13 protein-coding genes are annotated in these 16121 nt (G+C 27.9%); 12 read left to right on the top strand and 1 reads right to left on the bottom strand.

Annotation, left to right across the window (positions count from 1 at the left end):
* The first annotated feature begins 68 nt into the window (after positions 1–68).
* The 4 genes from uvrC to O212_RS0106365 all read left to right on the top strand — a co-directional run bounded on the left by uvrC (position 69) and on the right by O212_RS0106365 (position 5519).
* Positions 69–1937 (top strand): excinuclease ABC subunit UvrC, encoded by a 1869-nt coding sequence (gene uvrC, locus O212_RS0106380; protein ID WP_024614301.1) that lies wholly within the window; start codon positions 69–71, stop codon positions 1935–1937.
* A 100-nt stretch (positions 1938–2037) separates the two neighbouring features.
* Complete coding sequence (gene murB, locus O212_RS0106375; RefSeq protein ID WP_024614300.1) at positions 2038–2943, top strand: UDP-N-acetylmuramate dehydrogenase; 906 nt, start codon at positions 2038–2040, stop codon at positions 2941–2943.
* Positions 2944–3270: 327 nt separating this feature from the next.
* Positions 3271–4149: an RNase adapter RapZ gene (rapZ, locus tag O212_RS0106370; protein WP_024614299.1), complete on the top strand. Its 879-nt coding sequence runs from the start codon at positions 3271–3273 to the stop codon at positions 4147–4149.
* Positions 4146–5519, top strand: coding sequence for a gluconeogenesis factor YvcK family protein (locus O212_RS0106365; RefSeq protein ID WP_024614298.1), 1374 nt, complete (start codon positions 4146–4148; stop codon positions 5517–5519). The genes rapZ and O212_RS0106365 overlap by 4 nt, the downstream gene beginning before the upstream one ends.
* A gap of 80 nt (positions 5520–5599) precedes the next feature.
* Here the strand turns inward: O212_RS0106365 and O212_RS0106360 are convergent, their stop codons facing one another.
* Positions 5600–6100 (bottom strand): DedA family protein, encoded by a 501-nt coding sequence (locus O212_RS0106360; RefSeq protein ID WP_024614297.1) that lies wholly within the window; start codon positions 6098–6100, stop codon positions 5600–5602.
* 268 nt (positions 6101–6368) lie between these two features.
* On the opposite strand from O212_RS0106360, the gene ugpC reads away from it, so the two are divergent.
* The 8 genes from ugpC to glgP form a co-directional block, all read left to right on the top strand.
* Complete coding sequence (gene ugpC / locus O212_RS0106355) at positions 6369–7481, top strand: sn-glycerol-3-phosphate ABC transporter ATP-binding protein UgpC (protein ID WP_024614296.1); 1113 nt, start codon at positions 6369–6371, stop codon at positions 7479–7481.
* Between the two features lie 29 nt (positions 7482–7510).
* On the top strand, positions 7511–8473 hold the full coding sequence (locus O212_RS0106350; RefSeq protein ID WP_024614295.1) for a helix-turn-helix domain-containing protein: 963 nt from the start codon (positions 7511–7513) through the stop codon (positions 8471–8473).
* 273 nt (positions 8474–8746) lie between these two features.
* The gene (locus O212_RS0106345; protein ID WP_024614294.1) at positions 8747–9958 is read left to right on the top strand and encodes a maltose ABC transporter substrate-binding protein; all 1212 of its coding nucleotides are present in this window, start codon (positions 8747–8749) and stop codon (positions 9956–9958) included.
* Positions 9959–10017: 59 nt separating this feature from the next.
* Positions 10018–10956, top strand: a complete 939-nt coding sequence (locus O212_RS0106340) for a sugar ABC transporter permease (RefSeq protein WP_024614293.1) — start codon at positions 10018–10020, stop codon at positions 10954–10956.
* A complete protein-coding gene (locus tag O212_RS0106335; RefSeq protein WP_024614292.1) occupies positions 10957–11820 on the top strand; it encodes an ABC transporter permease subunit in 864 nt (287 codons plus the stop codon).
* Between the two features lie 270 nt (positions 11821–12090).
* Complete coding sequence (locus O212_RS0106330; RefSeq protein WP_024614291.1) at positions 12091–13107, top strand: LacI family DNA-binding transcriptional regulator; 1017 nt, start codon at positions 12091–12093, stop codon at positions 13105–13107.
* Positions 13108–13136: 29 nt separating this feature from the next.
* Positions 13137–14624, top strand: coding sequence for a 4-alpha-glucanotransferase (gene malQ / locus O212_RS0106325; protein WP_024614290.1), 1488 nt, complete (start codon positions 13137–13139; stop codon positions 14622–14624).
* Positions 14624–16121: glycogen/starch/alpha-glucan family phosphorylase (gene glgP, locus O212_RS0106320; protein ID WP_024614289.1), on the top strand; the 1498-nt coding region annotated here is incomplete at its 3' end. The genes malQ and glgP, both read left to right, overlap by 1 nt.

Below are 16121 nucleotides of genomic sequence, written 5' to 3'. Positions count from 1 at the left end.
ATAAAATTACTTTACTTAAGTGATATAATTGTTTATATAATAATTATTATAGTTTGGAGGGGATTAGAATTTTTGATTTTGAATATCAATTAAAAATACTACCAGACAATCCAGGAGTCTATTTAATGAAAAATAATCTTGGAGAAATAATTTATGTTGGTAAAGCAAAAAATTTAAAAAATAGAGTAAGACAATATTTTAGAAATTCAAAAAATCATTCAGAAAAAGTAAAAGCTATGGTAAAAAATATAGCTGAATTTGAATATATAATTACAGACTCCGAGGTTGAAGCTTTAATATTAGAATGTAATTTAATAAAAAAGTATAGTCCTAAATATAATATATCTTTAAAAGATGATAAATTTTATCCTTTTATAAAAATAACTACTAATGAGGATTTTCCAAGAGTTTTTGTAACAAGAAATTTTGCAAAGGATGGGAATAAATATTTTGGACCATACACTAATGGTGCAGCAGTATATGAAACTATAAATTTAATAAGAAAAGTATTTCCAATAAGGACATGTAAAAGATCTATTGTTGAAGGTGGAGAAAAAACTAGGCCTTGTTTAAACTTTCATATAAATAAATGTAATGCACCTTGTGGTGGATATGTTTCAAAAAGTGATTATGGTAAAATGATAAATTCAGTAATTGATATATTAAATGGAAAAGATAAAGATGTTACATTAGAACTTAAAAAGAACATGGAAGAATCTGCAGTAAATTTAGAATTTGAAAAGGCAGCATCTTATAGAGATAAAATACTTGCAATAGAAACTTTAGTTCAAAAACAAAAAATGTTTAAAGTAACTGATGAAGATGAAGATTTTATAAATATATATAGTGATGAAAAAGATAGTTGTGTTCAAGTTTTCTTCTTAAGAGAAGGTAAGGTTACTGGAAGAGAACACTTTATGATTGAAAATACAGCTGGTGAAGAAGAAAGTGAAGTTATAGCTAAGTTTATAGTTAACTTTTATAGTGGTGCATCAAAGATAGCTAAAAATATATATGTACCAGATGTTTTTGATCAAGATGTTTTAGAGGAATTATTAACTGTAAAGAGAGGTTCTAAAGTTTGGATTAAAATTCCTAAAAAAGGTGATAAAAAAAGTATGTTAGAAATGGTAAAAGAAAATGCCAAAATAACATTGGAACAATTTAAAGATAAAATTTTAAAAGAGAAAGAAATAAATAGAATTTCTTTAGAAGAACTTAGAGAACTACTTAATTTAGATGATATTCCAAGTAGAATAGAAGCCTATGATATATCTAATATACAAGGTGTTGATTCTGTAGGAAGTATGATTGTTTTTGAAAACGGAAAAGCAAAAAATAGTGATTATAGAAGATTTAGAATAAAAACTGTAAAAGGTGCTAATGATTATGATAGTATGAGAGAAATACTAGAAAGAAGATTTGAACATGGATTAAAAGAAATAAAAGAAATTCAAGAAAGAAATCTAGTTTTTTCAAAAGGTAAGTTTTCTAACTTTCCTGATTTAATAATGATGGATGGGGGAAAAGGACAAATCAATATAGCATTAGAGGTTTTAAATAAGTTAGGAATAGAAATACCTGTATGTGGACTTGTAAAGGATGATAAGCACCAAACTAGAGGTATTATATATAATAATGAAGAGCTTATAATAAATAGAAGTTCAAATCTTATGCAGCTTATAAGAAGAATACAGGATGAAGTACATAGATTTGCAATAACATATCATAGGTCTCTTAGAGATAAGAGAACACTTCACTCTATACTAGATGATATACCGAATATTGGAGCTAAGAGGAGAAAAGAACTTCTTATGAAATTTGGTAGCGTTGAAAATGTTAAGAAAGCAACATTAGAAGAGCTTTTAGATACAAAAAGTATAGATTTAAAAGCAGCTAAAAGTATAGTAGAATATTTTAATGGAACTAAAATTTAATTAAAATAATATAAATGTAATGGTAAAAGACTTGTTTTAATTTCCAATTTAGCATATACTAATTAATTGTAAAAAAAATATATTTCAAGGAGTTTTATGGATGAATAAGTATAGTGAATTATTCAAAAACATATATTCAGAAAATCAAATAGAGTTTAATGCAAAAATGCGTGATCATATATATTTTAAAGTTGGTGGACCAGTAGATGTATTACTTAAACCTAATACAAAAGAGCAAGTAGTTAAAACTATAAAAGTTTGTTTAAAAAATAACATTCCTTATTACGTTATAGGTAATGGTTCTAATTTACTTGTTAAAGATGGTGGAATTAGAGGAGTAGTAATAAAACTTACAGAGCTTAACAACATAAGAGTAGAAGGAAATAAGATTATTGCTGAAACTGGGGCTCTTTTAAAGGATGTTTCAAATGCAGCATTAGAGAATAAGTTAACAGGTTTAGAGTTTGCTTGCGGTATACCAGGATCTATTGGAGGCGCTGTATTTATGAATGCAGGTGCTTATGGTGGAGAAATTAAAGATATTATTGAAAGTGCAGAAGTTTTATTAGAAGATGGAAACATAGTAAGTCATAATAATGAAGAGTTAAAGTTAGGATATAGAACTTCAAAAGTAATGACTGAAAATGGAATAGTTTTAGAAGCTACTTTTAATTTAAATGATGGAGAATATGAAAATATAAAAAATGTAGTTGAAGATTTAACTGAAAAGAGAGAATCAAAGCAACCATTAGAATATCCATCAGCAGGAAGTACATTTAAAAGACCAGAAGGATATTTTGCTGGAAAGTTAATTCAAGATGCTGGACTTAAAGGATATTCAATAGGGGGAGCTGCTGTATCATCAAAACATTCAGGTTTTGTTATAAATAAGGGTGGAGCAACAGCTAAAGATATATTAGATCTTATAGCACATATTCAAAAAGAAGTTAAAGATCAATTTGGTGTAGATCTTCATCCTGAAGTTAGAATAATCGGAGAAGACTAATAAAGTTAGATTTTGTTATTTTAAAATAAGCTCATTTTTATGAGCTTATTTTTTTGTAAATATATATTAATTAGAGAATATATTAAAGAATAAAAAGATAAATAAATTTTTGATTATTGTAGAAAACTATTAACTATATATGTAAAATAATTCTAGAAAATAAAGAGTTTCTTAAATTATTTAAATAATCTATAAAAGATAAACAGAGTGATTTATAATATAATTCGTTATTAAGATTACAATGTTAGGTAGAAGTTTGAATTATACATTGAAAAGAATATATATATGGTATAATTATTATAAATTAGACTTAAAGGAGGAGTAGGTATGAGATTTGTAATAGTTACAGGATTATCAGGAGCAGGAAAGACAGAAGCAACAAGAAGTTTAGAAGATTTAGGATACTTTTGTGTTGATAACCTTCCACCACAATTAATACCTAAGTTTGCAGAGGCTTGCAAGAATGGGAATATAGAAAAAGTAGCAATAGTTACAGATATAAGAGGTGGAGTATTCTTTGATGACTTATTTGAGAGTTTAGTATATTTAAAGAATAATGATTTTAAATATGAAATTTTATTCTTAGAAGCATCAAATGAAGTGTTAGTAAAGAGATTTAAAGAAGCAAGAAGAAGCCATCCTCTTTCACCAAAGTCTCGTGTACTTACAGGAATAATTGAAGAGAGAAATAAACTTAGAGAAGTTAAAGATAGAGCTGATGTAATAATTGATACATCAAAATATGCTATTAGAGATTTAAGAGAAAAAATGAATTCATATTATGGTTCAGCAGAAGAACCAGATAAGGAGCTTTCAGTAACTGTGTTAAGTTTTGGATTTAAATATGGAATACCAGTTGATTCAGATTTAGTATTTGATGTTAGATTTATTCCAAATCCATTTTATATACCTGAATTAAAACAGTTTTCAGGGTTAGATGAACCAGTTAAAAAGTATGTTTTAGAGCAAAAGGAAACAGAAGGATTTTTAGAAAAACTTATGGATATGTTAAAGTTTTTAATTCCTAATTATACTAAAGAAGGAAAGAGACAACTTATTATTTCTATAGGATGTACAGGTGGAAGACATAGATCAGTTGCAATAGCAAATAGAGTATATGAACTTTTAGCTGAAGAAGGATATAAAACAGGCATAGAGCATAGAGACATAGTTGAAGATGTAAATAAGGGAGAAAAGAAACTATGAGGCTCTCTGATTGGATAAAACCTGGTATTAGGGTTAAGAGATGGATTGCATTTGGTTTATTTGGAGTACTTTTAATAGCATTTGGATTTAATGAATTAGTTACCCATAGAGTATATGATATTTATTATAAATTATTTTATATATGTCTTAATGTAACAGGAATATTTGTTATGTATATATCAATAACAGAAGGAATGAAATCTGTTATTGCACTTATGAATAAAGGATATATAAGAATGTCTTTAGATAGTAGAAAAATAGAGACATTAATAACAGAAAAAAGGCTGTTAGTAAAAGGACCTAAAATAGTTGTTATAGGTGGGGGTACTGGACTTTCAACAATGCTTAGAGGATTAAAGTATTATACATCAAATATAACTGCTATAGTTACTGTTGGAGATGATGGAGGCGGTTCAGGAGATTTAAGAGAAGATCTTGGTATGTTGCCACCAGGTGATATAAGAAACTGTATATTAGCTCTAGCAGATACAGAGCCTTTGATGGAAGATTTACTTCAATATAGATTTAAAGATGGAAGGCTTAAAGGACAAAGTTTTGGTAATTTATTTTTGGCTGCTATGGATGGAGTTTCAGGAAACTTTGAAGAAGCAGTACAAAAGATGAGTTCAGTACTTGCTGTAACAGGTAAAGTATTACCAGTTACATTAGATGATATGAAATTAATTGCAGAACTTGAAAATGGAAATATTGTTATAGGTGAATCAGATATACCAGGAGAGGCTTTAAGACAAAAATCAAAAATAAATAGGCTATCTATTGAACCTAAGGATGCTAAGCCTTTAGAAGAGGCTATTAAAGCAATAGAAGATGCCGATGCAATAGTTATGGGACCAGGAAGTCTTTATACAAGTGTGCTTCCAAACCTTTTAGTAAATGGTATTGTAAGCACAATAAAAAAATCAGATGCATTCAAAATATATATATCAAATGTAATGACACAACCAGGTGAAACTGATGGATTTAATGTATCAGACCATATAAAAGTTTTAAGAAAATATGGTGGAAAAAATATTGTTAATTGTGTTATTGCAAATGTTGGTAGTATAAGTGATTTTATGAAAGAAAAATATAAAGTAAAAGGATCAGAACCAGTTAAGATTGATAATAAGAAATTAAATGATCTTGGAATTGATATAGTTGAAAAAAATCTTGTAAGAGTTAGTAAAGGAACAATAAAGCATGATTCAGACTACTTAGCACAAGTATTAGTTGAAACTATAATGGAAAAGAAATTACTTTATGATAGAAAGAAAATCATTGAATATATGTATCTTTCACAACGTATAAAAGAAAGAGATAAGACTGAAAAGAAACAAAAGAGAGAAAACTCCAATAATCAAGAGAAATAATAGGATATGATTATTAGAAAATAAAGAGCTAAATAGTATTAAAATATAAACATAATACTATTTAGCTATTTTTATTTATATTAAGGGAATATTATATTACCAAAGAAATAACCAGCACTAATAAATAAAGTATTCCAAACAAAAATTCCAAGGGAAGAAAATAAAACAAAGTTGGTAAAGTTAATTTTAAAAGCACCAGCTGGTATTGCTACTAAAGTTCTAGCTACAGGAATTAGTTTGCTTATGAATATTCCATAATTGCCTTTTTCATTTATTCTATTAGAAATTTTATTTATAATATCTTTTTGATTCGGAAACTTAGATACATATTTATTTAATAGAAAATTACCACTATAACGACCAATAATATATAAACAGATGCTAGCTAAAACTCCAGCTATTACTGAAATTATTATGGCAGATATAAAGCTAATATTACCTTTAGCTATAAGAACACCACATGCAGGCATTATAATACCAGCAGCAAGCCCAGGTAAATTAAGATATTCTAAAAATATAATAATAAAAATAAATATTAGTCCATATTGTGAAAAATAATTTGTAATTATATCTAAATTCATAAGTAGTAACCTCCAAAAAAATTCAAATTAACTATATAAAAATAGTAACAAAGGAAACTTTAGTTTCTCTTAAAGCAATCTTAAAGAAATATAACTTAAAAAATAAAAAAACTTACTAATAACTTAAAAATTTATAAATTTTAGAAATTTATACAAAAATATAACATGAGCTTTGTGATTTTTGTGCATAGATGAAAATGTTTAACTAATGTAATATAAGGCTATAAGGTTTTGTTAGAATTTATATTAGTTATTGGAGGAAGATAATATGGCAAATTTATCATTAAAACATATTTATAAAATTTACCCAGGAGATGTAGCAGCAGTTAAAGACTTTAACTTAGAAATAGAAGATAAAGAATTTATAGTTTTTGTTGGTCCTTCAGGTTGTGGTAAATCAACAACATTAAGAATGATAGCTGGTCTTGAAGAAATATCAAAAGGTGAGCTATATATAGGAGATAAATTAGTTAATGATGTAGAACCAAAGGAAAGAGATATAGCAATGGTATTCCAAAGCTACGCATTATATCCACATATGACAGTTTACGATAATATGGCATTTGGATTAAAATTAAGAAAATTACCAAAGGAAGAAATTGATAAGAAAGTACATGATGCAGCAAAAATATTAGATATAGAACATTTATTAGACAGAAAGCCAAAGGCACTTTCAGGTGGACAAAGACAAAGGGTTGCGTTAGGAAGAGCTATAGTTAGAAATCCTAAAGTTTTCTTGATGGACGAGCCACTATCAAATCTTGATGCAAAACTTAGAGTTCAAATGAGAACAGAAATTTCTAAGTTATATCAAGAATTACAAACAACTTTTATATATGTAACTCATGACCAAGTTGAAGCTATGACAATGGGTACAAGAATTGTTGTTATGAAAGATGGTATAATACAACAAGTAGCAAGTCCTTCTGAAATTTACTCAGAGCCAGCTAATATGTTTGTTGCAGGATTTATAGGAAGTCCACAAATGAACTTTTTAGAAGGAACTATAGAAGAAAAAGATGGACAATTCTTTGTTAATTTCAAAAAAGGTGGTAGAGTAAGACTTTCAGATAAAAAAGGAAAAGTTATAAAAACAAAAGGTCTTATGGGAGAAAGCTTTATATTTGGAATAAGACCAGAAGATATAAAGGATGAAGAAAATTTAGTTGAAAATAATAAAGATTCACTTTTAGAATGTGAAGTTGACGTTGTTGAACGTATGGGAGCAGAAAGTTATATTTATGGTAAATCAAATAATCAAAATATAACTGTTAGAGTCAACGGTAATAGTGCTTTAACAATAGGTAGCAAAGGCATGTTTTACGTTGAACCAGATAGAATTCACATATTTGATAGGGAGTCAAATGATAGAATTTGCTAATTAATATTTAAGCTTAGAGAGGTAATGAAATGTGCAGTTTTTATAAGTTTTTAGAAGAAGTAAATAAAAATACTAAAATCCCATTTTTAGTTAAGTATGATGGAAAAATAGAATTCTCAACGATTAACCCGAAAATAAATTATAAAAAAGAAAATATATCTACTTATATAAATATAAAAGGTAGACGTATAGAAATTACTACTTTAAATGAATATAAAAACTGTATTTCTCTTCTAAGCTATTTAATAAAAGATAAGCTTAGTAGTCTTATAGTAAGCAAAGAAGATATGCTTAAAAGTATATTTAATGGAGAAAAAACTTATAATGAGGCTATTATGAATCATATATATTTTTCAAAAAAGAATCTTTTTGTTATAAATATTTTCATAAAAGAAGAATTAAGTCTTGGTGAAGAGTTAATAAAGGCTAGTTATGAAGACAGCGATATTATATGTACTATTATAGATAATAATATTATTTTAATTGGAAATTTTGAAGATATTGAAGAGCATATAAATGGAATAAAAGAATCAATAATATCCAATTTATATAATAATTGTTATATAAGCTATAGTAAAGCTTCAAATTTAGATGAATTAATTGAAGCTTTCAATAAGAATAAAGTAAATATTTCAATAGGAATAAAATATGATTTGCAAAAAAATATTTATAGAGAAGATGAATTGTTATTTGAAAGTATTATAGATAATGTGAATGATGATTTTAAAAATAAAATATATAAAAAATTTGAACCTGTCCTTAAAAATTTAGATTCTGAGTTTATGAGGACTATAGATGTATTTTTAGGGTGTGGAACAAATTTAAGTGAAGCATCAAAAAAATTATATATCCACAGAAATACACTTATTTATAGGTTAGATAAAATTTATAAAAATACTTCTTTTGATTTAAGAGATTTTAATGATGCTAATGTATTTAAAATAGCGTATTTAATATGGAAAGAAAAAAATTTAGAAGAAAAATATGAATAAATTTTTAATAAGATTTAAATATAATATTAAAAATAGGGAAATGTGTAAAAATGTAGTTGAAAACATTTCCCTAAAGTTATAAAATATAGTTGAAAACGATAACAAAAAATATTTATTAGAATATCATTTAGTGTTGTTTAAAATTTTGTGGTTTTTGGAATCGTTACCTAAATTCCAATAGGAACTATTTTAAAAGATCATTCAGTGGTATTAAAATTTTTTATGGCTTTTTTGGAATCGTTACCGAAATAATAAGGTATAGGGGGATTTAAAATGTTAAAACGTAAGAAGAAAATTTTAGCAGCGTTAGTTGCAACTACTGTACTAGCAGGAGCATTAGCTGGATGTGGAAGTTCAAAGGAAGCTAGCTCTACAAAAGAACTTAAAGTTTGGTCTCATTTAACTGATCAAGAAATTGATGCAATGAAACCAATGGTTGAAAAATGGGGACAAGATAATGGCGTTAAAGTAACACTTGTACATGATAAAGGTAAAACACAAGAAGCTGTTCAAGCTACTAAAGCAGGAAAAGGTCCAGATTTAATGTTTGGTGTAGCTCATGACCAATTAGGTATTTATGAAAAGGCTGGTCTTTTAGAAGAAGTACCAAAAGATTTAGTAAAAGATAGTGAATTTTCATCAGACCAAGTTATGAAAGCTGTAACTATAAATGGAAAAAGATATGCACTTCCAGTAGCAGAAGAGACAATAGCACTTTTCTACAACACAGATAAAGTTAAAAAAGCTCCAAAAACTATGGATGAAGTTGTAAAAGAAGGAAAAAATGTTGGATTTAAATATGATATAAATAACTTCTATAATAGCTATGGATTTATAGCAGCAAATGGTGGTTATGTATTTAAAGATAATAACGGAACATTAGATCCAAATAATATAGGATTAGATAATTCAGGAGCTATTAAAGGATATCAATTTATCCAAGACTTAGTTCAAAAAGATAAATTAATGGCAGCAGATATCAAAGGTGATATGGCAAAAGGTGACTTTACATCAAAGAAAATTGGATTATATATATCAGGTCCATGGGATGTAACACCATTTAAAGAAGCAGGAGTAAACTTTGCAGTAGCTCCAATGCCAACATTAAACGGTAAGAAAGTACCAACATTTATGGGTGTTCAAACAGCATTTGTAAGTTCTAAATCAGAAAATAAAGAATTATCTTGGAAATTAGCTAAATACTTATTAGATAATTCAGGAAAAATAGTATTAGATAAAGGTAACAGAATTCCAGCACTTAAGAAAGATATAGAAAGTAAAGATTTCAAAGATAACAAATACATGTCAGCTTTTGCAGAACAAGTAAAAGTAGCAGTGCCAATGCCAAATATTCCAGAAGTACAAGCAATGTGGCAACCTGCTGGAAATAATTTAATTTTATTAACAGCTGGTAAAATAACTCCACAAGAATGCGGTAAACTTATGGACGAACAAATAAAACAAGGTATAGCTCAACAAAAATAGTTATTAAGAAATGAGGGGATTTAATCCCCTTATTTTCTATAAACTATTAAAATAAGGAGATGAAAAGGGTGGCAAAAAAAAGTAAGAAAAAAAATGATAATCTAAAGGCATTACCATATATGCTTCCAGCACTTATATCAATGCTTATATTTACAGTTTTCCCAATAGTATATACAGTATATATAGCTTTTACTGATTACACAATGTTTACAAATGGATCACCAAAGTTTGTTGGATTAAAGAACTTTGTTGATGTATTTACTGGTCCTTTTAAAGATGTATTTTTACCAGTACTTGGATGGAATATAGTGTTCGCAGTTTTAGCAACACTAGGAACATTCTTCTTAGGTCTTATTGTTGCAATGGCGGTAAATAATCATAACTTAAAAGAAAGAGGATTTTATAAGGCAATATTAATTATTCCATGGGCATTACCTGCAACAGTTGCAGTACTTTCATGGCAAGGTCTTTTAAATGGAAGTTATGGTGCGATAAATAATTTATTAATGCATTTACATATAATAAGTCAACCTATTGAATGGTTAACAGATCCGAATATGGCTAGATTATCAATAATTTTAGTAACTATATGGCTTGGATTCCCATACATGATGAATGTATGTATAGGGGCATTGGGAGCTATACCAGATACGTATTATGAAGCAGCAGAAGTTGATGGAGCTAGTAAATGGACTCAATTTAAAAAGATAACTTTACCAAGTTTAGCTAGGACAGCATATCCTTTAGTAATTTCATCTTTTGCATTTAACTTTAATAACTTTGCATCAGCGTTCATGATTACAGAAGGTGGACCACCTAGAGTAGCAACGCAATTTGCTGGTTATACAGATATACTTGCATCAGTAAACTACAAACTTTCAACTCAATTTGGAAGATTCGATATAGCATCAACTATTAGTATAATATTATTTGTTATATTAGCTTCAATGTCATATTTCCAAATGAAGAAGTCAGGACAATTTGAGGAGGTTGAATAGATGAGTAATACAAATAATTTAACTTATAAGAAAAAGTTAAGACCTTCAGAAGTTAAAGGAGTATGGATTTCTAGAATATTTCTAATCTTTATGGTTTTTATAGTTTTATTCCCTATTGTATCAATAGTAGGAGCATCAATGGCGAAAGGTGAAGCCTTTACACAAACAACTTTATTTCCACAAAGTTTTTCATTAGAAAACTATAAAAAGGTTTTAACAGAAACAGACTTCCTACAATGGGTTAGGAACTCATTAATTGTATGTTTTGCTGTATCAGTAATTCAGTTAATACTTACAATACCAATTGCGTTTGCTTTCTCAAAATTAAAATTTACAGGAAGAAAAAACGGACTAATGTTTTTATTATTACTTCAAATGTTCCCAGCAGCAATGGCATTACCAGCAATATTAGCAATAGTATATAGATTAAATGCTATGGATCATTTAATTACATTAATTATTATTCAATGTGGTGCTACTGCATATAATATTTGGCTTATGAAAGGTTTCATTGATGGAATACCAAAGGAACTTATAGAAGCTGCATATGTGGACGGAGCAAGTACATTCCAAACATTTTTAAAGATTGTATTACCATTAACAAGAAATATGTTATTAGTAATATTCTTATTTACATTTGTTGGAGCATATAGTGAATTTATATTTACATCAGCAATTATGAAGAGTCCAACACTTCAAACAGTTCCATTAGGATTACAACAATTTATAACAAATCAATTCTCAACTAACTGGACACAATATTCAGCAGGTGCAATAATGGCATCTATTCCAATTGTTGTTTTAGCATCTATTGGACAAAGATACATGTCAAAGGGACTAGTCGCAGGATCAGTAAAAGGTTAAAAATTATTTTATAAAAGTATAGAAAACTGTATTTTGTGGAGATTCAAAGAAGATTATGAAATAGATTTTTAAAATTTAGGGGTAAATTTTATTTATAGAAATATAATTATTTGAATCTCCATATTTAAGCATAAGAAATGATTAAAGAACATATAACTAAATAAGTTTTAAAATTTATTTGGGTAAGTTGCTAAAAACCTACTTTAAATAGTATAATTATTTTTATTGGTAACGATACCGGTATTTATTACAACTTAGGAGGTATATCTTATGAATATAAAAGATATTGCTAAAATGGCTGGAGTAGGAGTTAGTACAGTATCAAGAGTTATAAATGATCACCCAGATGTAAAAGATGAAACGAGAGAAAAAATAAAAAAGATAATAAAAGAAAGCAAGTATGTACCCAATAATAGTGCAAGAATTTTAAAACAAAATTCAACTAGAAATATTGGTGTTTTAATAAAAGGGGTATTTAACCCATTTTTTTCAGAAATGTTAAATATAATAGGAAATAAAATTACAGAAGCTGGTTATACAATGATTATTCAAAATAATGATTATAAAACAGAAGATGATATTGATGGACTTATAGCATTTGTAAAAGAAAAAAGATTACAAGGTGTTATTTGTCTTGGTGGAAACTTTTTAAATATTGATGATAGCAGCTTAGAATTATTAGATGTTCCTGTTGTGTTAACTTCAGTAAATACATTATTTAAAGAAAATAAGAACAAATTTTCATCTATAGGAATAGACAATGTAGTAGCAGCAGAAGATGTTACTAAGTATCTTATTAAAAAAGGACATAGAAATATAGGAATACTTATTGGTGATGAGAATGACGTTGGAATAAGTAAATTAAGATTACAAGGATATAAAAAAGCAATTGAAGATTTTGGATTAAAGTACGATGAGAATAATGTTTTTATAGGTAATTATGATTATAAGCCAGCTTATGATGCAGTTAAGTATATGCTGGAAAATAAAAATGATATTACAGCTATATTTGCCATTTCAGACATAATGGCAGTTGGAGCAGCGAAGGCTGTTTCTGATAAGGGATTAAAAATAGGAGAAGATATTTCTATTATTGGATTTGATGGACTTGATGTTAGCAAATATTATACTCCAGGTATAACGACAGTTAAGCAGCCTAAGAAAAATATGGCTAAGCATAGTGTTGAATTACTTATTGATTTACTTAATAATAAGGGAAATCATGAACATGTACTTTTTGAAACACAAATTATAGAGAGAGAATCATGTAGAGAGATTAAGAGTTAAAAGATCAAAATATAAGGGGGAGAGGTAATATGGAAAGAGCAAGCGGAATTATAATGCACATTGCATCTTTACCAGGAAAATATGGAATAGGTACTTTTGGAAAGGAAGCATTTAAGTTTGCAGATTTTTTGCATAAATCAGGGCAGACTTATTGGCAAATATTACCCTTAGGACCTACAAGTTATGGAGATTCACCATATCAATCATTTTCTGCGTTTGCAGGCAATCCATATTTTATAGACTTTGATATTTTAAGAGAAGAAGGATTATTAAAAAAAGAAGATTATGATAATGTGAATTTTGGTGATGACAGAGAGTGCATAGACTACTCAGTATTATTTAAAAATAAGATGAAAGTCTTAAAAAAAGCATATGAAAATTCTAAAGAAATAGAAAAAAAAGAAATAGCAAAATTTAGAGATGAAAATAAGTTATGGCTTGAAGATTATGCTTTTTACATGGCCCTTAAAGAGAAATTTAATTTAATAAGTTGGCAAAAATGGGATGAAAAATTAAAGTTAAGAGATGAAAAGACTTTAGATAAATATAGAGGAATATTGAATAAAGAAATTGATTATTGGGTATTCTTACAATATCACTTCTTTAAGCAATGGAATAAGCTAAAAAGTTATGCAAACAATTTAGGAATTAAAATAATAGGTGACATGCCTATATATGTGGCAGAGGATAGTGCTGATGTTTGGGCAAATCCAGATGCATTTTTATTGGATATAAATAAAGAACCTATTAAAGTTGCAGGTTGTCCTCCAGATGCATTTTCAGAAACTGGACAACTTTGGGGAAATCCAATATATGATTGGGATTACTTAGAAAAGACAGGATATGCTTGGTGGATTGATAGGGTTAGAGAAAGCTTAAAGCTCTATGATATTGTAAGAATAGACCATTTTAGAGGTTTTGAATCATATTGGGAAATACCCTATGGTGATGCTACAGCAGTAAATGGTGAGTGGGTAAAAGGTCCTGGAATTAAATTATTTAATGCTATAAAGAGAGAACTTGGAGATGTTAACGTTATAGCAGAAGATTTAGGATACTTAACTCAAGAAGTAATAGATTTTAGAGATGAGACAGGCTTTCCAGGAATGAAAGTGTTACAATTTGCTTTTGATTCAAGAGAAGAAAGTGATTATTTACCACACAATTATATAAATAACTCAATAGCTTATACAGGTACTCATGATAATGATACAGTCAGAGGATGGTTTGAAGTTACAGGAAATAAAGAAGATGTAAAACATGCTATAGATTATTTAAAACTTACAGAGGAAGAAGGATATAATTGGGGTTTTATAAGAGGTGTTTGGAGTAGTGTTTCAGATACATCAATAGCTCTTATGCAAGACTTTTTAGATTTAGGAAATAAAGCAAGAATAAATTTACCATCAACATTAGGTGGCAATTGGGTTTGGAGAGTTAAAGAAGAAGATTTAACTGATGAATTAGCTAAAAAAATATATAAAATTACGAAGCTATATGGAAGGATGAAAAAGTAATGAAAAGAGATGAAATAAAAAAAGGTATATCAAGATATTTAAAAGTAAAATATGGCATAAGCGATATAAAGAAAGCAAAAGATTTTGAAGTATTTAATGCTTTATCATTAACATTACTAGAAAATATAGTTGATAATTGGAATGAAACAGAAGAGCTTTATTCAAAAGAAAAAAATGCGTATTATTTCTCAGCAGAATATTTAATGGGAAGAGCACTTGGTAATAATCTTATTAGTTTAGGATTATATAATGAGGTTGAAGAAGTTTTAGATGAACTTGGATTTAGTTTAAATGATATAGAAGAAATAGAAGAAGATGCAGGACTTGGTAATGGAGGCCTTGGAAGATTAGCTGCATGCTTTATGGATTCAGGAGCGACTCTGGAAGTTCCTTTAAATGGATATGGAATAAGATATAATAATGGTTTATTTAATCAATATTTTGAAGATGGATTCCAAAAAGAAGATGTTGATAGTTGGCTTAAATATGGAGAACCATGGAGTATAAGAAAAGAAAGTGAATTTGTATGTGTTAATTTTAAGGATATGACAGTTAAAGCAGTTCCTTATGATACTCCAATAATAGGATATAATAGCAAAAATATAAACACTTTAAGACTTTGGAAGTGTGAACCTGTAAAAGAATTTGATTTTAAATTATTTAATGATCAAAAATATGATGAAGCATTAGAACTTAAAAATAGAGCTGAAGATATTTCAAGAGTATTATATCCAAATGATTCAAATAGAGAAGGAAAGCTTTTAAGACTTAGACAACAATATTTCTTAGTAAGTGCATCACTTCAAGATATAATAAGAAAGCATAAAGAAGTATTTGGAAAGGTTACTGAAGATTTTGCTAAACTTCATGCAGTTCAATTAAATGACACTCATCCTGTACTTGCTATACCAGAACTTATTAGAATTTTAGTTGATGAAGAAGGATTTAAGTTTGAAGATGCTTTAAATATAGCTAGAAAAACTTTTGCATATACAAATCATACAATACTTGCTGAAGCACTTGAAAAATGGGATGTAGATCTTATTGAAGAATTGTTCCCAAGAATATTAGAAATAATAAATTTAATAGATGAAATATTTATATCAGAGTTGGAAGCTAAGGGATATGATGAAGAAAGTATTGAAAATTTAAGAATCGTTTCCGAAGATAAAGCAAGAATGGCAAACCTTGCAATTTATGTAGGATTTGCAGTAAATGGAGTAGCAAAACTTCATACCGATATATTAAAAAATATAGAATTACATGAATGGTATAAATTATATCCAGAAAAATTCCAAAACAAAACTAATGGAATTACTCCAAGAAGATGGCTTAGACTATGTAACAGAGAATTATCAGAGCTTATAACTGAACTTCTAGGAAGTGAAGATTGGGTTAAGAACCTAGACCTTTTAAAGAATTTAGAAAAGTTTATTGATGATGAAGCTGTATTAGAAAGATTTATGAAAATAAAATATACTAAAAAAGAACAGCTTG

Origin of the sequence: Clostridium sp. Ade.TY (assembly GCF_000498355.1) — a bacterium.
GTDB lineage: Bacteria > Bacillota > Clostridia > Clostridiales > Clostridiaceae > Clostridium.
This window is presented reverse-complemented; position numbering and strand designations above follow the sequence as displayed.

Excerpts from the sequence above, each read along its gene's own strand:
- ugpC (WP_024614296.1), top strand. The coding sequence starts at position 6,369 with ATGGCAAATTTATCATTAAAACATATTTATAAAATTTACCCAGGAGAT.
- O212_RS0106345 (WP_024614294.1), top strand. The coding sequence starts at position 8,747 with ATGTTAAAACGTAAGAAGAAAATTTTAGCAGCGTTAGTTGCAACTACT.
- malQ (WP_024614290.1), top strand. The coding sequence starts at position 13,137 with ATGGAAAGAGCAAGCGGAATTATAATGCACATTGCATCTTTACCAGGA.
- O212_RS0106350 (WP_024614295.1), top strand. The coding sequence starts at position 7,511 with ATGTGCAGTTTTTATAAGTTTTTAGAAGAAGTAAATAAAAATACTAAA.
- rapZ (WP_024614299.1), top strand. The coding sequence starts at position 3,271 with ATGAGATTTGTAATAGTTACAGGATTATCAGGAGCAGGAAAGACAGAA.
- O212_RS0106335 (WP_024614292.1), top strand. The coding sequence starts at position 10,957 with ATGAGTAATACAAATAATTTAACTTATAAGAAAAAGTTAAGACCTTCA.
- O212_RS0106360 (WP_024614297.1), bottom strand. The coding sequence starts at position 6,100 with ATGAATTTAGATATAATTACAAATTATTTTTCACAATATGGACTAATA.
- murB (WP_024614300.1), top strand. The coding sequence starts at position 2,038 with ATGAATAAGTATAGTGAATTATTCAAAAACATATATTCAGAAAATCAA.
- O212_RS0106340 (WP_024614293.1), top strand. The coding sequence starts at position 10,018 with ATGAAAAGGGTGGCAAAAAAAAGTAAGAAAAAAAATGATAATCTAAAG.
- O212_RS0106330 (WP_024614291.1), top strand. The coding sequence starts at position 12,091 with ATGAATATAAAAGATATTGCTAAAATGGCTGGAGTAGGAGTTAGTACA.
- O212_RS0106365 (WP_024614298.1), top strand. The coding sequence starts at position 4,146 with ATGAGGCTCTCTGATTGGATAAAACCTGGTATTAGGGTTAAGAGATGG.